18 protein-coding genes are annotated in these 18,327 nt (G+C 60.2%); 7 read left to right on the top strand and 11 right to left on the bottom strand.

The features are described from left to right. The first annotated feature begins 25 nt into the window (after window positions 1-25). Window positions 26-1,198, top strand: coding sequence for a heparan-alpha-glucosaminide N-acetyltransferase domain-containing protein (locus ACR9WD_RS05175; protein ID WP_434922864.1), 1,173 nt, complete (start codon window positions 26-28; stop codon window positions 1,196-1,198). A 60-nt stretch (window positions 1,199-1,258) separates the two neighbouring features. Here ACR9WD_RS05175 and ACR9WD_RS05170 read toward each other — a convergent pair whose 3' ends face one another. Both ACR9WD_RS05170 and dapB read right to left on the bottom strand, forming a co-directional pair. Then, complete coding sequence (locus ACR9WD_RS05170) at window positions 1,259-1,711, bottom strand: tetratricopeptide repeat protein (RefSeq protein WP_121866458.1); 453 nt, start codon at window positions 1,709-1,711, stop codon at window positions 1,259-1,261. Continuing rightward, a complete protein-coding gene (dapB, locus tag ACR9WD_RS05165) occupies window positions 1,708-2,466 on the bottom strand; it encodes a 4-hydroxy-tetrahydrodipicolinate reductase (RefSeq protein ID WP_190264799.1) in 759 nt (252 codons plus the stop codon). Before dapB ends, ACR9WD_RS05170 begins: the two co-directional genes overlap by 4 nt. A 194-nt stretch (window positions 2,467-2,660) precedes the next feature. Here dapB and ACR9WD_RS05160 point away from each other — a divergent pair, with 194 nt between their 5' ends. Both ACR9WD_RS05160 and ACR9WD_RS05155 read left to right on the top strand, forming a co-directional pair. Further along, window positions 2,661-3,071, top strand: coding sequence for a hypothetical protein (locus tag ACR9WD_RS05160; protein ID WP_038989612.1), 411 nt, complete (start codon window positions 2,661-2,663; stop codon window positions 3,069-3,071). 92 nt (window positions 3,072-3,163) lie between these two features. After that, the gene (locus ACR9WD_RS05155; RefSeq protein WP_083586691.1) at window positions 3,164-3,898 is read left to right on the top strand and encodes an alpha/beta fold hydrolase; all 735 of its coding nucleotides are present in this window, start codon (window positions 3,164-3,166) and stop codon (window positions 3,896-3,898) included. Between the two features lie 70 nt (window positions 3,899-3,968). Here the strand turns inward: ACR9WD_RS05155 and ACR9WD_RS05150 are convergent, their stop codons facing one another. The 3 genes from ACR9WD_RS05150 to ACR9WD_RS05140 form a co-directional block, all read right to left on the bottom strand. After that, on the bottom strand, window positions 3,969-5,339 hold the full coding sequence (locus ACR9WD_RS05150) for a M16 family metallopeptidase (RefSeq protein ID WP_371858954.1): 1,371 nt from the start codon (window positions 5,337-5,339) through the stop codon (window positions 3,969-3,971). Window positions 5,340-5,515: 176 nt separating this feature from the next. Then, window positions 5,516-5,908: a hypothetical protein gene (locus ACR9WD_RS05145; protein ID WP_143181061.1), complete on the bottom strand. Its 393-nt coding sequence runs from the start codon at window positions 5,906-5,908 to the stop codon at window positions 5,516-5,518. A gap of 142 nt (window positions 5,909-6,050) precedes the next feature. Then, window positions 6,051-6,542 (bottom strand): S-ribosylhomocysteine lyase, encoded by a 492-nt coding sequence (locus ACR9WD_RS05140; protein WP_434922863.1) that lies wholly within the window; start codon window positions 6,540-6,542, stop codon window positions 6,051-6,053. 121 nt (window positions 6,543-6,663) lie between these two features. Here ACR9WD_RS05140 and ACR9WD_RS05135 point away from each other — a divergent pair, with 121 nt between their 5' ends. Further along, on the top strand, window positions 6,664-7,224 hold the full coding sequence (locus tag ACR9WD_RS05135) for a purine-nucleoside phosphorylase (RefSeq protein ID WP_121866455.1): 561 nt from the start codon (window positions 6,664-6,666) through the stop codon (window positions 7,222-7,224). A 261-nt stretch (window positions 7,225-7,485) separates the two neighbouring features. Beyond that, the gene (locus ACR9WD_RS05130; protein ID WP_423299799.1) at window positions 7,486-8,757 is read left to right on the top strand and encodes a DUF2254 domain-containing protein; all 1,272 of its coding nucleotides are present in this window, start codon (window positions 7,486-7,488) and stop codon (window positions 8,755-8,757) included. Window positions 8,758-8,855: 98 nt separating this feature from the next. Here the strand turns inward: ACR9WD_RS05130 and ACR9WD_RS05125 are convergent, their stop codons facing one another. After that, on the bottom strand, window positions 8,856-11,087 hold the full coding sequence (locus ACR9WD_RS05125) for a polyribonucleotide nucleotidyltransferase (protein WP_254590525.1): 2,232 nt from the start codon (window positions 11,085-11,087) through the stop codon (window positions 8,856-8,858). Between the two features lie 293 nt (window positions 11,088-11,380). Next, window positions 11,381-12,577 (bottom strand): exodeoxyribonuclease VII large subunit, encoded by a 1,197-nt coding sequence (locus tag ACR9WD_RS05120; protein ID WP_223308973.1) that lies wholly within the window; start codon window positions 12,575-12,577, stop codon window positions 11,381-11,383. Window positions 12,578-13,042: 465 nt separating this feature from the next. On the opposite strand from ACR9WD_RS05120, the gene ACR9WD_RS05115 reads away from it, so the two are divergent. Beyond that, the gene (locus tag ACR9WD_RS05115; protein ID WP_190264794.1) at window positions 13,043-14,086 is read left to right on the top strand and encodes an NAD(P)-dependent alcohol dehydrogenase; all 1,044 of its coding nucleotides are present in this window, start codon (window positions 13,043-13,045) and stop codon (window positions 14,084-14,086) included. A gap of 100 nt (window positions 14,087-14,186) precedes the next feature. Here ACR9WD_RS05115 and ACR9WD_RS05110 read toward each other — a convergent pair whose 3' ends face one another. Further along, window positions 14,187-14,789, bottom strand: a complete 603-nt coding sequence (locus ACR9WD_RS05110; protein ID WP_052253492.1) for a hypothetical protein — start codon at window positions 14,787-14,789, stop codon at window positions 14,187-14,189. A 316-nt stretch (window positions 14,790-15,105) separates the two neighbouring features. Here ACR9WD_RS05110 and ACR9WD_RS05105 point away from each other — a divergent pair, with 316 nt between their 5' ends. Further along, window positions 15,106-15,417: a DUF1883 domain-containing protein gene (locus ACR9WD_RS05105; RefSeq protein WP_038989631.1), complete on the top strand. Its 312-nt coding sequence runs from the start codon at window positions 15,106-15,108 to the stop codon at window positions 15,415-15,417. A 21-nt stretch (window positions 15,418-15,438) separates the two neighbouring features. On the opposite strand, the gene ACR9WD_RS05100 is transcribed toward ACR9WD_RS05105, so the two are convergent. The 3 genes from ACR9WD_RS05100 to ACR9WD_RS05090 form a co-directional block, all read right to left on the bottom strand. Further along, window positions 15,439-16,413 carry an ADP-ribosylglycohydrolase family protein gene (locus ACR9WD_RS05100; protein WP_434922862.1) on the bottom strand — a complete coding sequence of 325 codons (975 nt, stop codon included), beginning with the start codon at window positions 16,411-16,413 and terminating at the stop codon, window positions 15,439-15,441. 171 nt (window positions 16,414-16,584) lie between these two features. Continuing rightward, window positions 16,585-16,836: a hypothetical protein gene (locus tag ACR9WD_RS05095; RefSeq protein WP_141357491.1), complete on the bottom strand. Its 252-nt coding sequence runs from the start codon at window positions 16,834-16,836 to the stop codon at window positions 16,585-16,587. A gap of 129 nt (window positions 16,837-16,965) precedes the next feature. Beyond that, window positions 16,966-18,285 (bottom strand): YjiH family protein, encoded by a 1,320-nt coding sequence (locus ACR9WD_RS05090; protein WP_073706769.1) that lies wholly within the window; start codon window positions 18,283-18,285, stop codon window positions 16,966-16,968. Between the last annotated feature and the right edge of the window lie 42 nt (window positions 18,286-18,327).

Genomic DNA, 18,327 nt, shown 5'->3' with positions numbered 1-18,327 from the left:
GAACTATTCGTGGTGCGATGAATCCATGAACGATTCGGGTAGTTCCCAGCGCCTGCTGGGCGTGGATGCGGCGCGGCTTGCCGCCATCCTCGGCATGTTCGCCGCGCACGTCTTCGCACTGTATGAAATCAGCGGCGCACCCGCCTACTCCCCAACGTTTACCGGGGCTGTCGCCTCCGGCAGGGCATCGGTCCTGTTCATGGTGCTGGCCGGATTATCCCTGGGTTTGCTCTCGAAATCCTTGGCCCGGAAGGGCTTCTCCCACCCTAAGGTTTACTCAGTCCTTGTGCTGAGAGCATTAATTATTGCCGTGCTCGGAATGGCAATTGGGTCAATAAATGAAGCCATCGCAGTCATCCTTGTCCACTATGGGCTACTATTTCTATTGCTTCCGCTGGCTCTGAAGCTCTCAAGAATAACCATTTGGGTAGTCTCAGTCCTGTGGCTGCTGCTGATGCCGGCACTTTGGCGGCCCCTGGCCGGCAGCTGGATGGGGAACGCCCTGGGCCATAATCCAACCTTCAGCGACCTTTTCGCCCCGCAATTGCTCGTCAAGGATCTGGTCGTCACCGGATACTACCCGTTGATGATCTGGTTCGGATTCGGCCTGCTGGGAATAGCCATCGGAAGATGCAATCTTCACAGCACGAGAACCGCTGGTCTGCTTGCCGCGGCCGGGACGCTCATCGCCGCGGCGACCTATGCAGCGGGACATCTGGTAGGCATGAAGAATGCCGCGATCATAGCCCGTGAACTGGATCTGGATCTGTCCCTAGTTCCAACAATGATCACCACCGGGCGCTTGCCAGGCACCAATCTCGATCCGTTCCTGGATAATCCCGCCTACCTCTGGTTGCCGACCGGCCACAGCAATTCCTTGCTGTCCACGCTGCACAACGCCGCCTGCGCCGCCGCAATCATCGGCCTGCTGTCGCTGATTATTGGCCGCCTCGGCGCGCTGGGCCGGATTCTGGCTGGCGCCGGCCGCGCGCCACTGACCCTGTATGCCGGACACATCATCTTGCTGCCAGCGATGAAAGAGAACATGGATCCGATGGCCATCTGGTGGATTCTCTGTTCAGCGACTGCCGTCTGCGGAATTTGGCTCGGCTTCAGCAGAGCATCCGGCCCGTTGGAATATGGCGTCAGGGTACTCAGCGGAGCTGACGCCGATCCCGAGACGAAGACGAAATTCTAGAACGATGGCCCGGGCTCGTGCGAGCCCGGGCCATCGACAAGATGCTGGTATTCGTGATTTCTACTGGCTGACCTTCTGATCGGCTTGCCAAAAGGCGATCGCCGTACGCATGGATTTGCGAGCCCGCGGCTTATCGCCACAGGCTTCATATGCCAGCGCCAGGCGGTACCAGGATTTCCATGACTCCGGGTTCTCTTCCACGTCCCGCTGGTGGTTGGGGAAATCCGCGTCGGCCGCCGAACGGATGAAGCGTCCCGATGGCATGCGGGGAAGATCTTCTGGCAGCTCACCTGAAGCGGCTAAGGCCTTGCCCATCTTCTCGGTGCGTAAACCGAAGAGCACTTCGCGAATCAGTATCCAGACGCACAAGGCAGGAATCACCAAGATCGCAATGCCCATGATCTGGGCGACCAGCTCCCCGGTATTCAGCAGTCGGATGGCCTGGGTGAATGTCATGCCAATGTACAGCGCGAACAGCAGCAGAATGCCGCCTACCCAGAGTTTGGTTTTCACTGGCCCAGCTCCAGGTAGCCGTCGAGCCCATAGGTCAACCCCGGACGGGAACCAACGGTGCGCAGGCCCAGAAGGACGCCCGGCATGAACGAGGCACGGTCAAAGGAATCATGGCGCAACGTGAACTGCTCGCCGGGTCCGCCAAAGAGCACTTCCTGGTGGGCTACCAAGCCACGCAAGCGGACCGAATGGACGTTGATTCCATCGACAACTGCACCGCGGGCACCGTCGAGCTGGGTCTCGGTAGCATCAGGGCTGGCAGGTACCCCAGCGGCCTCACGCGACTTGGCGATCAGTTCAGCGGTACGCACCGCGGTGCCGCTGGGAGCGTCCACCTTATTGGGGTGATGGAGTTCGATGATCTCGACGGATTCGAAGTACTTCGCTGCCGTGGCAGCGAACGCGCTGGCCAGCACGGAGCCGAGGGCGAAGTTGGGCGCAATCAGCACACCGGCTTCGGGATGCTCGCTCAGCAACGCTTCCAGATTTGCCCGGCGGGCATCATCCCAGCCGGTGGTGCCGACGACCGCATGCAGTCCATGCCCAACGGCGAAACGCACATTGTCTTCGGTGGATGCTGGCACGGAAAGGTCAACGATGTGGGTTGCTCCGGCTTCAAGGATCTGCGACAGGTCGTCGCCTCGCCCCAAGCTTGCAACCAGTTCCATGTCTGCAGCCTCAGTCACGGCCTTGACCGCTTCCGAGCCCATTCGTCCTGCCGCGCCGAGCACGGCCACCTTGATCTGTGCACTCATGGGCTTAAGCCTATCCTCCTGAACGCACCAGTCCTGCCAACGATGACGTGATCTCTCTCGAGTTTTGCAACGGCTTCTCAGCAGGGAGCAGTCGGCAAATCATTGCGGAGGCACCCTACGGCCAGTCCAACTTGTTTTGCCCAGCAAATAGGGGAAAAATATGTGTCAGGAGTTCCCAAATAGTGAGCAGGGCCATGGGTCAGAAAATTAAGCGTATCGGTTTCGGCATCGGTGCAATCCTCGCCGCGACCTTCGCATGCACTTCCTGCGGTTCTGGCAGCGAACCGATCACCCTGTCGGATGACGAACGAGCATCAATCATCGATATCGTCCAAGAGCAGGGAACAGTTATCGAATCACCGACATGCCAGGTAGAAGTTTTCCGAATCGAGGATTCCACGACCTACGGCTGGGCTACCTGCGCACCCGATAGCCAGGAATCCGCGGATGCCGCGGCTCAAGCCGACGCCTTCCCATTCCGCATCGACGGGCAAGAACTGCGTCGTCCAAGTGACGGTTCCGACTACGAAAAAGACGTGAAGGAACTCTTCCCGGAAGATCTCCGTTCCGCCATTAATCAGCATTCGACCGGGGTGGGCGGCTAGCTCCCTTGGTGCTCGTCTCGCCATTTCTGGCGAGTGTGCCGATTTTCCCTACCGATAGTATGTGCGCACTTTTCGCACGATGAAAGGCTGGCGTGCGCCACGAGTACTTTGGGCATTTGCCCGAATCCTTGAAAACCAGGCTCTCGGTTCGAGTCGCAGGCCAGGGGCCCGACGTGGTGCTCCTGCATGGGCTCGGGGCTTCCAGCCGCTATTTCACTCCGCTGGCAAACATCTTGGCGCAGAAGCATCGGGTGATCGTTCCCGAGCTGCCCGGCCATGGCAAGAATCTCGATGATGGCCGCCCGGTGACCGTACCGCGTTTTGCACACGAGGTGGCACTGGCGTTGCGCGAGCTGAAGGTTGAGAACGCAATTGTCCTCGGGCATTCCATGGGTGCGCAGGTTTCCATTGAGCTGGCCCGCGCGTGGCCCGACCTAGTCAAGCACCTGATCATTGCAGCTCCAGCGGTCAACGACCGCGAGGCGACGCTCTTCAGGCAGGCACGCCGGCTCTTCGAGGATTTCCCGTATGAGTTGAACTCGGTTAAGGCAATCTTGCTCGTCGACTACCTGCGTTGCGGCATCCCATGGTGGGCCAAAAGCTGTGCCCAGATGCTGGATTACTCCACCATCGATTTGCTCCGCACAGTGCACTGCCCGGTTGATGTCGTATGCGGCACCCGGGATCCGCTATCTCCCCCGGAATTCGGTCTTCGCTTGGTCGCCAAAACTCCGCAGGCCAAGCTTGCTGTCATGCGCCATGGTGCGCATGGGTTCAATTTCTCCCACGCGCCCGAGCTTGCGGCGCTAGTAGAAGCCGCGGTTTGAACCAATAAAACGGCAATGCCCCGTGAATCACGATCCTCAGATTCGATTCAAGGGGCACTGCCGGTGGATTCTAGAGGCCTAGCGCGGCTTCATTCTCAAATGGTCCTACCACGGTGATCACGCGATCCTTGGCCGCCAGTTCCTGGGCCAGCTGCTGCACGTCCTGGGCGGTGACTGCATTGACGCGGGACAGGGCTTCGTCGATGTCTTGGAATTCGCCGGTAATCATTTCTGCCCTGCCCAAACGGGACATGCGGCTTCCAGGATCTTCCAAGGCCAGCACCGTTCCCCCGGATAGCTGGCCCTTGGCCTGCGCCAATTCAGACTCGCTGATGCCGTCCTTGGCCAAGCGATCCAGTTCGTCGCCGAGCAACCCGATAACTTGAGCCGCCTTGGCCGGGGCGCAACCTGCGTACATGCCGAAGTATCCGGCATCCGTATAGGCGGCGGAGAAGGAATAGGTCGAGTACACAAGTCCGCGCTTCTCCCGGATTTCCTGGAACAAGCGCGAGCTCATGCCGCCGCCGAGCACAGCGTTCAGCACCGCGAGCACCTGGCGTCGGTCGTCGTGGCCGGTGATGCCCGAGCAGCCCATGATGATATTGGCTTGCTCGCCTGGGCGGTTGATGACTTCCAGCCCGGCCTTCGAGGTGATCTGCGCTGGCTCGCCCATGCGGCGTGGCTCCGGCACTGCCATCGGGTCCAGTTCCCAGCCGGCTTCAGCCAGCGCCTTGAGAACCAGCTCGCACAGCTTGTCGTGCTCCAGGGAACCTGCTGCAGTGACAATCAGCTCGCTTGGGCGGTAGTGCGCACGGTAGTGCTCCATGACTGCCTCGCGGGAGATCTCCATGATCTCTTCTGGAGTTCCGCCAATAGGCCGTCCTAGCGGGTGATCGCCCAGGACGTTGGCAACGAAGCGCTCGTGGGCGACGTCCATCGCGTCATCTGCATCCATGGCAAGTTCTTCGATGATCACCCCGCGCTCCTGCTCCAGTTCCTGCGGATCGATCACCGCTGAGGTGACCATGTCAGCGATGACCTCCAGCGCCATCGGCAGATCCGTGTCAAGCACCCGGGCGTAATAGCAGGTCGATTCCTTGGCGGTGGCTGCGTTCGATTCGCCGCCCACTGCGTCGAAGGACTGGGCAATTTCCAAGGCGGTTCGCTTTGCAGTGCCCTTGAAGAGCAAGTGCTCCAGGAAGTGGGTGGATCCGTAGTGTCCTGCTTCCTCGTCGCGGGAACCGACCGGAACCCAGAATCCCACAGTAGTGGACCGCTGTCCGGGCATCGCTTCCGTCAGGACTCGTACGCCACCAGGCAGGATGCTGCGCCGGACTTCAGAGCCGCCTTCGCCGCGGTGGACCAACGTCGGGTCCGCCGGGTCAATCGGAGAAAACTGTGTGGTCTCCACCGAATGCAACGGCAATGGAATCATGGCCACGAATATACGTCCTTAATTCGTCGAGAATAGCGATTTCAAGCTAAGTACACTGTCTTTCATTCTCCCATAGAAACGCTATTTGAAGGCAATAGCTCATTGGTGATGGAGCCATCACATTCTGGGAGATTACGAGATCGAACCGCTGCTATCGAAATACCGTCATGCAGATTTGCAGGTCATGTCGCATCGAGATATCCGCGTTTCGCGGCATCAGCGCACACTGGGGTCCGCCGCGCTGGGTCGCTGGAGGCACAGGCAAGGTAAACGGTGTTCGCGGCATCTTCTGTACTCAATTCCGGATATCCCATCGATCCGGGATTATAGGAGACAGCAGTGCTCCACTCATCGAGGTCCTTGCAAGCACTAAGCGACTTTTTCTCGGCTTCGCCGATCATCTCTTGGGATGATTCAGGATCGGACCAGGCTTGGTTCTGCCGCTGGATTGCCGATTGGCATTCCTTGCCGATGCTGGATGTCCTTGCCGCATCGAAATTCATGCATCCACTAACAGCCAACGACATGGCGCCCAGTACTGATGCCAAGGAAAGAACTCTGCGCATGGTCTTCATGCTAGCGCCTGCGCGCAGTGATTCTGCGGCTTATTTACGGCTTGGCGTCTACCTTTCTGCCAGGCCAGGAAACAGCCAAGCAAGAAAAAATCCCGCGCGTCCCCAACAGAACACACGGGATTTCCAGTTCACAAGCTACTGCTTAGGCAATCTTGGAACGATCGAACGCGTCAAGGCTAATGCCTTGTTCCAAGACGACCTTCGCCCATTCGCGAGCCGAGTGCAGTGAATGGTCACGGTAATTGCCGCAGCTCACGGCTTCGGTTCCCGGAACATCCTCCCAGGTAACCTTCTCGGCAATGTCTTCCAGCGAGCTCTTGATAGCAGCGGCGACAACCGACGGGGTCGGTTCGCCCCACAGGATCATATGGAAGCCGGTGCGGCAGCCAAATGGGGAGAAATCGATCAGGCCATCAATGCGGGTACGCAGCAAACCAGCCATGGTGTGCTCGATGGTGTGCAGGCCAGCCGTTGGAATCTCGCCGTGGTTTGGCTGGACTAGACGGATGTCGTAGTTGGTGATGGCATCGCCCTTGGGACCGTGTTCCACCCCGATTTTGCGCACATACGGCGCCTTCACCTTGGTGTGGTCCAGTGCAAAGCTTTCAACTTCAGCAAGTTCAATATCACTCATATGCAAAGTCTATCTGCTCACCGTCTGGCAAATCGAGACCTCAGTGAAGGAGGTAACCGATAGACTTCTTAGGACGTTCGGGGCAGCACTCCCCGAGCCAATTTCTTTAGAGGGGAAGTTCATGTCGGACCAGAAGTCCTTGCTCGTCTTTGCGCACGCAGACGAAGCCGTAGCCTTTGCAGATGTCGAGCACCTCGTTTCCGGTGTTGGCAAGATCAACGCATCGGTAGCCTTGGCTGGAGTGCTCGCTGAGGGCAACATCAAGAACGTCGTAGTCCTGGGCACCGCCGGCGTTGTAGGTCATGCCGGTGAAGATCGCCCGAGCCTGGACACCATTTACCAGGTCACCAAGCTGATCCAGCACGATTTCCCGCTGCCTTCGGCGGATGTGGATCCCGCAGGTGAAATTCTGCTTCCTGATTTCCAGGCCACCATGGCTACCGGTGACGTTTTTGTTTCCAATGACGAACAGCGCATCCACATCAAGTCTTTGGGCGCCTCGCTCGTCGACATGGAAGGCTACGCCTACGCCAGCATCTGCCAGCGCTTCAATGTCCCGCTGCAGATCTTCAAGATCCCATCCGATTACGCGGACGACTCGGCGTCGATCGACGAATGGGATGACATCGCCAAGCAGAAGAGCGTCCAGCTGCGCGAGTTCTTCGACAAGCATCTGAGCTGAAATTCAGGCACTGGCCCCAGAGCCAGATTCAACCTGCACTGGACACTCGGCTGGTTTCCAGCCGGGTGTCCTGCTTAACAGGGTCGCCTCGCGGAATTCTGCCGCTCCGTGCATGAGCAGGTCGGCCCGGGTTCTCGGAGCCCGGGAATTCCTGGCGTAAACTCACCTCAAGAAAATGTCTAGCTCAGCCGTCACCGCTTTGAGCGGCCGACTAGGAACGTAATGCCTTCATGCTGCGAACAGGGGGCACAAGGAGGATTCATGGTAAGAGCACTGAGCTATGCAAAGCAGTCGCTGCGCGGAATCTGGTTCCGGGCCACAGTATTCACCGTAGCTGGAATCCTTCTGGCCATCGCCGCACCAGCACTGGGCAATCTCATTCCGGCGAACCTGCTGGAAGCGCTCGGCAACGATGCCGCCGCGACGCTATTGCAGATCCTGGCCACGTCGATGCTGGCTGTCACGACGTTTTCCCTGACCACGATGGTCTCGGCATACTCCACTGCCACGCAAATCGGTACTCCCCGCTCCATCCAGCTGCTGATTGCCGACCGGACCTCGCATACTGCCCTGTCTACCTTCGTGGGGGCTTTCGCATTCTCCATCGTCGGGATCATCGCGTTGTCCTTGGATGTCTATTCCAGCTCGGAAAAAGCGCTGCTGCTGTTGGGAACCATCCTGGTCATTGCCGTGGTGCTGGTGACCTTGCTGCGCTGGATCTCGTTCCTCACCACTTTCGGCCGCATGGCCGACATCATCGACCGGGTCGGCGATGCCGCCTCGCAGGCCATGTCGGACTACGCCGAGCAGCCGCTGCTCGGCGGACGCCTGTGGGTTGATCCGCCTACGACTGCCATCCCGCTGGAATGCGACCATCCAGGATTCGTGGTCAAGGTCGACGTGGCAGCTCTGCAGCGAATTGCCGAGCAGGAAAACTGCCAGCTCTGGGTCGAACGCCGCCCAGGCTCAAGGATTTTTGCCGGGCACCCCATTGCGTACCTGAGCGGCAAGGTGTCGGAAGAGAGCCAGGAAGCGATCCAGCGGGCCTTCGTCATCGCCAACCACCGGACTTTCGAACAGGACCCGCGGCTCGGGCTGCTCGCGCTGTCGGAAATCTCCAGCAAGTCGCTCTCCCCCGGAATCAATGATCCGGGAACCGCCATCGAGGTCCTGGAAGCAACGCACCGCGTACTGGACATCGCCATGCAGGCAAGGATTCCGGATTCCTCGGACGCCGGGCGGGTCCACCTTCGCCTGCTTGAGCCGCAGGACCTGCTCCAGGATGCCTTCCGGGCGACCTCGCGCGATGGCGCTTCGAACGTCGAAGTCATGATGCGGATCCAAAAGGAACTCGGTGCCCTGATTGCGCGCTCCGATGCCCCATGGACGGCAGCCTTGAAGGCTCAGGCAAAGGATTCCTTCGCCCGAGCCGAGCGGGCACTGGAGCTGGAGGAGGATCGCCGCGAGGTTGAAGTTCTGCACTTCGAGGCGCTGAGCGCCACCGGCATCAGCAAGGATGCGGCACCCGCGTAGGCGCTGACCTGCCAGCCATGCCAATCAAGCTGGTCTGAAGAGAAGGAAAACCCCGATTCATCAGAGTGAATCGGGGTTTTCCTGCAGGAATCTAAAGACTACTCAGCAGCTACTGCTTCTTCAGCTTCTTCCTCGATGACTGGAGCCAGCGACAGCTTGCCGCGGTCATCGATCTTGGTGATCTCCACCTGCAGCTTCTGGCCAACGCCGACGACGTCTTCGACGTCCTCCACACGCTTGCCGTCATTGATCTTGCGCAGCTCGGAGATGTGCAGCAGGCCGTCCTTGCCCGGGGTCAGCGAAACGAACGCTCCGAAGGTGGTCAGCTTCACGACGGTGCCCAGGTAGCGCTCGCCGACCTCAGGAACCTGAGGGTTGGCGATGGCGTTGATGGCCGAACGGGCAGCCTCGGCGGATTCGCCGTTGGTTGCGCCGATCAGCACGGTGCCGTCATCCTCGATCGAGATGTCTGCGCCGGTGTCTTCCTGGATCTGGTTGATCATCTTGCCCTTAGGGCCGATGACCTCGCCGATCTTGTCCACTGGAATCTTCACCGAGATGATGCGCGGAGCATTGACGTTCAGCTCATCCGGAGCGTCGATGGCCTGGTTCAGCACGTTCAGGATGTGCAGGCGTGCTTCGCGAGCCTGGGTCAGCGCGGCGGCCAGCACCGAAGCCGGAATGCCATCCAGCTTGGTGTCCAGCTGGATCGCAGTCACGAACTCGGAAGTACCAGCAACCTTGAAGTCCATGTCGCCCATGGCATCTTCGGCGCCGAGGATATCGGTCAAAGCAGCGTAACGGGTTTCGCCGTCAACGGTGTCCGAAACCAGGCCCATGGCGATGCCGGCAACGGCGGCCTTCAGCGGCACGCCGGCGTTCAGCAGCGACAGGGTCGAAGCGCAGACCGAGCCCATGGAGGTCGATCCGTTGGAGCCCAGTGCCTCGGAGACCTGGCGGATGGCGTATGGGAATTCCTCGCGGCTTGGCAGCACTGGAACCAGCGCGCGCTCTGCCAGTGCACCGTGGCCGATTTCGCGGCGCTTCGGCGAACCAACACGGCCGGTTTCACCGGTCGAGTATGGCGGGAAGTTGTAGTTGTGCATGTAGCGCTTTGACTTCACTGGGGACAGCGAGTCGATCTGCTGCTCCATCTTGAGCATGTTCAGGGTGGTGACGCCCATGATCTGGGTTTCGCCACGCTCGAAGATGGCCGAACCGTGCACGCGAGGCAGCACCTCGACCTCGGCGGAGAGCTGGCGGATGTCAGCCAGGCCGCGGCCGTCGATGCGGATCTGGTCGGTCAGGATGCGCTGGCGCACGATGTGCTTGGTCACCGCACCGAAGGCCTTGGAGATTTCGGACTCGCGGCCTTCGAAAGCGTTGCCTTCGCCAGCCAGCGATGCCAGGATCTCGTCCTTGTAGTCGCTTGCGGCGTTGTCGCGCTCCTGCTTGTCAGCGATGGTGTAGATCTCTGCCAGGCGGGTCGAAGCGGCAGCCTCGACAGCGGTGAAGGCATCGTCTTCGTAGTCGCGGAAGACCGGGAACTCAACGGTTTCCTTGGCAGCGCGGGCAGCCAGGTCGGCCTGGGCCTCGCACAGGACCTTGATGAATGGCTTGGCAGCCTCAAGGCCTTCGGCGACAACCTCTTCGGTTGGAGCCTGGGCGCCGCGTTCCTTGATCAGTTCCCAAGCGTTGTCGGTAGCTTCGGCTTCCACCATCATGATGGCAACGTCATCGCCAGCGATGCGGCCGGCAACAACCATGTTGAAGACAGCGTTCTTCAGCTCGGAGTGCTTAGGGAAGGCAACCCACTGGGCGCCGTTTCCGTCATCAACCAGTGCAACGCGAACGCCGCCGATTGGGCCGGAGAATGGCAGGCCCGAAAGCTGGGTGGACATCGACGAAGCGTTGATTGCCACGACGTCGTACAGCTCATCCGGCTCGATGGACAGGACGGTGACGACAACCTGGACCTCGTTGCGCAGGCCCTTGACGAAGGCTGGGCGCAGCGGGCGGTCCATCAGGCGGCAAGCCAGGATGGCTTCGGTCGATGGGCGGCCTTCGCGGCGGAAGAAGCTGCCCGGGATGCGGCCGGCAGCGTACATGCGCTCCTCGACGTCCACGGTCAGCGGGAAGAAGTCGAAGCCTTCGCGCGGGTGCTTGCCGGCGGTAGTTGCCGAGAGCAGCGCGGTCTCTTCGTCGATGTAGACCATTGCCGAGCCAGCAGCCTGCTTGGCGAGGCGGCCGGTTTCGAAGCGAATGGTGCGGGTACCGTAGCGGCCGTTGTCGATCAGCGCTTCGGCGAATTGGATTTCTGGACCCTCCATTAAGGGGGTGCTCCTTTCGATCGCTCCCACATGGTGGATGAGCGAACCGTATAGCCCTACCCAGATCTGGTCTTCGATCGAGACCCGCGCTGGGGCAGCTATTTGCCCTAGCGAAAGTCACTACCGAGGACCGGGAAACTGGCGGTCGGGACCAACGGTCAGTCAGTCCTGGGAGTTATTTTCATTCGGGGCCCGCACAGAACATGCAGACCCATGTACTAGCCTACCGGGAATTGGCAAAAGACGCAGTTCTTGAGCGATGGGCGCATGCCAGCAACTTGTGGGTTCGCCATTCACTGTTGCAGCGATGCGTTGCGATGCCTGAGCAACCAGCAGAGATCACGCGGCACCGTTGCGCCTGCGATCCGCGGGCGCAGCCAGCATAGATCTACGTCCATCACGGCTCCTCGCCAATCGGATGAGTCAATGATCCTTTGAGCCCGATAGCCTCCGGTGAAAGTCCAGATCGCCCAAAGGGCAGGCAACATGGAAAGCGCTACCGTTTGGCCAGTGCCGAGGCCCGTATCGACATGGGCTGCCAGTGCCGTGAGCGCCGTCCATAGGCTCCACCACAGTCCGCGGGAAAGCGAATTGAGGCGGATTTTCTGCAGGGCCAACTCCAGCAGATCCGAATGCATTTCCCGGTTTTGCAAGCTGGCGTGCTGCTGCAGGTCATCACCCCGTTCGCGTAGTTGGACGGCGTGATTCCGGGTGTCGGCAAGTTCCTGCCTGAGCCGTGCGTTCGCCTGCTCCAGCGACGAAGTCCGGGAACCCTGTACCGACAGTTCCCGGGCCAGCTGTTCTATCTTCGTCTTGAGCTGTTTGGAGGTCGGCTGGCCGGCGAACCAGCGCCGGTTGTTTTCCGTTCTGATCGCGATCCCGGCCGTTTGCGACACATCGAAGCTGGCCGTTGCCGCACGCGCAGCCAAGGGCACATGCTCACTGTGTCCAAGTGCGGTGATGACCGGAAGCGCGCATTGGCGAATAGCTTGGATCAGTTCGCGGTCGTCGAAGGCGACGAAGTCCGCATACGACCCCCCGCCGCGCAATACGATTACGGCATCGGCCTGGCCCGGTTTGAGGCTCGAAAGCTTACGCGAGATTTCGCGCACGGCACTGGGCCCTTGGACCCTGAGCTCGGCAACTTCGACAGCAACCCGTTTCTTCACTCCTTTCGGGTGCAGTCCACGAACAAAGTCCAGGAGCACTTGGTTGTCCCGGCCACACAGCACTAGCACCTTGGAGATCTTCCCGCCCGGCTCTATAGTCTCCAAGTTCTGGCTTGACTCTAGCGGGAGGCCGAATTCCCGGGATGTTTCTTGCCTGAGCAGCGCCCAAGGGCCTTTGTCTCTCGTTGCTTGAACTGCGAGTTGACCGTGATTCTCATAGTTCCCAACGGCAACCCACACTGGATTTCGTCGCCAGGAGTCGATATTTGGCCTCGCTGTCACCGTCAGTTGGTGGCCATCTCCCAGCCATGATGGGCACATGGCCGCAGGGAATTCGACTTCCACTGCACAGTCGCCGTCAAACAGCGTCGCCCATCTCTTTGATCCCATTTTTCTGACTCGTCCCACGATTTCACCTCGAAAATGCGCCGGAGGCATTCTCAAAACACTGTCTGCCAGGCTCTTTCGCAGCTGTGTTAGGGATTGAACTTCCTGGATTGCCAAATCGCTTGAATTTCTCGCCATGGCACCGACTCTAAAGGCGACCTCCGACACTATGGAAGCGCTGGATGAAGAGCTTGTGCAGGGTTGAACACCAGTTTGGCAGTAACTGATCAGCATTATTCCTATGGAGGCAGCGGAACGGCGTGGGAAATTTACTCAGACCGGGATTATTCATAGCCTGCCGATTGTTGTTCTCCATGGGCCACGCCCTGATGGACTGCGGCGATCGCCGCAGCCCAGAACATTGCCAGTCGCAACCCGCAAGACAAAGGAAATACCCTGATGGCAACTATGGTCAACGCATACGCAGCGCACTCTGCGGCTGAAGGACTCATCCCGACACAGATTGAGCGCCGTGCTGTAGGTCCGCACGACGTCTTGATTGACATCAAGTTCTCCGGCATCTGCCACTCCGATATCCACACGGTCCGCGGTGAATGGGGAAACCAGAACTATCCGCTGGTCCCGGGCCACGAAATAGCTGGCATCGTCACCGAAGTCGGCTCAGCAGTCACCAAGCACAAGCTGGGCGATCGCGTTGGCGTGGGCTGCCTAGTCAATTCCTGCATGGAATGCGAAAACTGCCTGGCTGGCGACCAGCAGTTCTGCGAGCAGAGCGTGGGAACCTACGGTTCGCTCGACCGTGATGGCAGCATGACCCAGGGCGGCTATGCAACGCACGTCGTGGTTGACGAGAACTTCGCCTTGAACATCCCCGAAGGCATCTCCTTGGATGTCGCCGCACCCCTGCTCTGCGCCGGCATCACCACCTTCTCCCCGCTGAAGCACTGGGGTGCAGGACCGGGCAAGAAGGTTGCCGTGGTGGGACTCGGCGGCTTGGGCCATATGGCAGTCAAGCTCGCCAGTGCCATGGGCGCTGAGGTCACCGTGCTGTCGCAATCGCTGAAGAAGAGGGAGGACGGCCTGAAGCTGGGCGCCAGCGATTACCGGGCCACCAGCGACGAGAACACCCTCAAGGATCTGCGCAAGAGCTTCGATCTGATCATCAACACCGTCAGCGCCTCGATCGACATCAGCTCCTACCTCGGACTGCTGCGCGTGAACGGCACCTTGGTCAACGTTGGCGCGCCGGCTGAACCATTGCCGGTCAACGCCTTTGCTTTGATCGGCGGGCGCCGTTCCTTCGCCGGTTCGCAGATCGGCGGCATCGAAGAAACCCAGGAAATGCTGGACTTCTGTGCCGAACATGGAATTGGCGCAGAAATCGAGGTCATCGATGCCACGCAGATCAACGAGGCCTACGAGCGCGTGCTGGCGTCCGACGTCCGATACCGCTTCGTGATCGATACCGCGACGCTGGCCTAGCCTAGCGATCCCAACGCACGCGCATCACGGGAACGGCGCCGGTGCTGCCTCTGCATTGCAGGGCGGAACCGGCGCCGTTTCCTTTCTGCCGGACTAGCGGCTATTCGCCGCGGCGCGAGCGTCGCGTGCGGGGACTGCCCGTTTGGTTCCCGAGCTCCGTGACACCTGCTGTTGTGGCGGGCGCGGGCAAGATCGCCTTTATCTCGGCGAGCTCGGCCTGCAGCTGCACCACCGTACCGCGGAGATTCAGCATCTCCTTCCGGCGCCGGCGGGCAGCCCGGAAAGTCCGGATCATAATGGCAATGATCAATGGAATGGCCACGAGCAGTGCCCAGCCGCTGCGCGTAAAGAAGTCGAGAGCCACCGGCAGGGCCTGCCTGAATTCCCAGAAGGAGTTCACTCCCCCGGCGATTGCTTCCAAAGCCGATTCCAGGGGAACCAGTTGCTGGCCCACGATCGGGGTTCCGGATAGTTCCGGTGCGCTCACCGGGGGCTCGCCTGCGGTCCACCGCGGATCACCCAGCCGTTTCAGGATATAGATCCCGGCGCCGGCGTTGAGAGTAGCGAACAGGAGCACCGAGGCAAGCGCGACAGCCACCAGTTGGCGCCGGCGCCATAAACCCACAGCGACGGCAAAGGCCAGCACCAAAATCCAAATCCACAGTCGAAGTTGTTCAAGGCCAATGCCGGTCAAAATATCCATGAATCTTGCCTTATTATTCTTGGCCGTCACGGCCCCCAATTGCGTGGGAATTTATCCCATGCAAATAGCGTATCCCCGGTAGCGGACAATCCGCCGCTTGGCTGGTTGACGGAACTTGAAATCGAGATGGCCAGAAGGTTCTGTGGCATCTCTGGCATCAGATGAGGTGGCATAGCCTCCCATGCCTAATCCCCGAGTCGTGTTGGCCACCAGCTCTTGCCCAGAAGCTGGTTCCCGTTGCCGCGACGGTCCATCTTCTGGGTTAATAGGTCTGGGTCTGCTAATCGGCGGATCATCCGAACCCCGGAGGCAGGCATTGACGGAACCCAATTTCGCTGAGTACTACTGGGAGTTCCTTGAACGGGGAACTATCTTGGCAGTGACGCTCAGCGGTCCGGCCAATCTCCGATTGATGGATCCAGAGAATTTCGCGGCATTCCAAGACGGAGAAAAATTCGAATCGTACGGTGGGCTGGCACGCCGGGCACCCTACCGGATCAAGGTGCCCAAATCCGGGCCCTGGTTTCTCGCGATCGATTTGGCAGGTCTTGGCGTGCGCGGGGTACGCCACGAAGTCAGCGTCGTACCTCCACAGAAGCTGGAGGCGAGGCGCACTTCCCGTGACTAGCCGGACGGCAGGTCCGGGAACTTAGCCTGCAAGATCGTTTGAAATATCAACGAGCTCCTGCATCCGCATTGCTGGCCAGCCGTGGACCATCTCCACCCACTGCTCCGGGACGCTTTCCAAGCCAGTGGCCGCGCCGATAAGCGATCCGGCGATGGCTGCCACGGTGTCGGTATCCACGCCTCCGCGAACGGCAGCTTCCACCACCGGAACCAAGCGGGCTTTCCCGTCCACCGCATCGGCGGTGGTGATGGCGCTCCAGGCCGCCTGGAATGCTTCAACAACCCAGCCATTGTTGCCGAAGTCCCGAGGCCGTTGGGTTTCGGCCTGCCCGATGCGCTGTTCCCACACGTGGGCGCGATCTGGCTTGAGAAGCTCAAGCCAGATGCGAATATCAAGTTCTCCGGTGAGCACCGCGTGCTGAATGGCGACGGTCCACAGACCGCACGCTTCAGCGGCTTCGTCATCGAAATGGGTCAGCTTGCTGATGGCCGCCGCTGCGTCGAATGCGGCGGCAGGCGTTCCGGACAGATAAGCCAGGGCAACCGGTGCTGTGCGCATCAGGCTGCCGTTGCCTCCTGAGCGGCCGGTTCGCCTGTGGATCTGCTCGGAACCGGCGAGCGCGTCTGCGGTGTTGGGTTCAGTTCTCCCGTCAGCAGACGCGGTGCTCTGGGCGAAGGCGAGGACGGCACGGGTCTGGTTGCCGACGTCCGGTGCGTTCACCGCCCATCTGGCCCATTCGCGCACCATGTAATCGCTTGCGGCGCCATCAAGCTTGCCGTTGGAACCCAGCAGGCCCTGGGCAACGACTATCGCCATCGAGGTATCGTCGGTCCACTCCCCGGGTGCAAAGTTGCCCAGCCCTCCGCCGATCATGTCCACTTGCGCGGAATCGGGCAACGGCGCATTGAATTCATAGCCCGCGCCTAGGGCGTCGCCGGCAGCCATGCCGGTCATGACCCCGAGAATCCGATCTAGCACTTCTACTGGATATGCCATGCGTGCCTTTCTATGGGTGGTCGCCAAGGCAGCGAAGAACTGCCCAGGTTCACTGTACCGATGCGCAGCGACACCATGGCAGTCCGCGCGGTTTCGGATTACCGCAGCCACAAATGGCCAATGCCCTGCAGGAACCGGGTTCCTGCAGGGCATTGGCCGTCTTGGTTTGGGTCACGGTGTCAGGGCGAATCCAGGTGATGGCGGGGTCGTCGGGTCTGAGGGGTGCCCCGGTGGCGGTTGCGTGGGATCCAGCGGGCCTGGAGGCGCCATCGGGCCATCCGGGTGCGAAGGGCTCGGCGGCGCATCCGGGTGGGATGGGCTTGGCGGTGCGTCGGGAGCCGGCGGCTGCGCAGGAGGCTCAGGCTGGTCGGGAATACTCGGATCGCCCTGCATCGGAACACCTGATTCGTCTAAATGATTCATGGGAGCCTTCCTTACCTTCCTTCATATCGATCCGACCATTCAACGACGGATCACCGATGCGATGCAACGGCATTCAGGCTTCGCAAAGCTGGGACAGCAACAGGCCTGGGCGGAAGCTGCCCAGCCCACCTACAAGAGCAGGCGCACGATCGGTGTCGCGATGAGGATGGTCAGGACAACGCGCACGAACCAGATGGCAACCATTTGCGGGATGTTCAGCGGAATCTGCGTTGCCAGGACGCATGGCACCAGTGCCGAGAAGAAGATGATCGCCGAGACGCAAACAATGGCGATCACCATGCGCAGCTCGATCGATTCATGTCCCGCAACCAGGGTCGCTGGCAGGAACATTTCGGCGATGCCGGTCGCCGACGCCTTGCCGGCCAGTAGCGGATCTTCCAACCCGACGATCCAGGCGAAGGGCACGAACAGGTAGCCCAGCCAGTCGAAGACCGGAGTGAAGCGTGCCACCACCAGCCCGAGCAGTCCGACGGAAAGAATGGATGGCAAGATCGCCATCGCCATTTTCAGTCCGTCCCACACATTGGCGCCGATGTTCTTGGCCAGCGACGGTGCCCGCCGAGAGGCTCCCAGAGCTTCGTTCCAGGCCACGCGTGCGCGGTTGCCAGTGACCACCTGTTCCTTGTCGTGCTCCATGCCCAGGTACGTGGTGTCCGGAACCCGGCTCAGCGGCGGAATGCGCACCGAAATGGCAGTCACCGCAAAGGTGACGACCAGCGACAGCCAGAAGTACAGGCTCCAGTGGTCCATCAGATCCAGCGCCTTGGCAACGATCACCATGAAGCTGGCTGACACCGTGGAAAAGCCGGTAGCGATAATGGCCGCTTCGCGTCCGGTATAGCGCCCACCGCGGTACATGCGGTCGGTGATCAGCAATCCCAGCGAGTAGCTGCCAACGAAGGACGCCACGGCATCCACGGCCGAACGGCCTGGGGTACGCCAAATCGGGCGCATGATCGGCTGGCAGAAGACGCCGAGGAATTCCATCAGGCCGTAGCCCACCAGCAAGGCCAGGAAGATGGCCCCCACGGGAACGATCAGGCCTACGGGAATCACCAATTTTTCCAGCAGGAACGGCCCCATGTCCGGATCGTTGAGCCATGCTGGAGCGAAGTCGAACAGCAGGGAGCAGCCGACAACCAGGCCGAGGATGTTCAAGAACGCGAAGACGCCCCGGACCTTTGATGCCTTCCAGCCACCGGTGGCGAAGGGAAGAACCGTTCCGCAGACGAGCATCAGCAAGATGATGTACGGAACCACCGGTGCCGCGGCCGTTTGGATCCAGGTAATCAGGTGATCCAGCGGGATGGTGCTCTTGCCGTTGATGGTGATGGGCAGGAAGAAGAACACGATGCCGACGAGGCTGTAGACCATGAATCGCAGAACGACTGGAAACGTGCCTTGGGTTTCAACGCTTGAAGTTGTCATTGGATACCGCTTTTCGATGAGGACAGGGCCGTCAAAATGAAT

This window comes from Glutamicibacter sp. PAEs-4 (assembly GCF_051161755.1).
Classification (GTDB): domain Bacteria; phylum Actinomycetota; class Actinomycetes; order Actinomycetales; family Micrococcaceae; genus Glutamicibacter; species Glutamicibacter nicotianae.
This window is presented reverse-complemented; position numbering and strand designations above follow the sequence as displayed.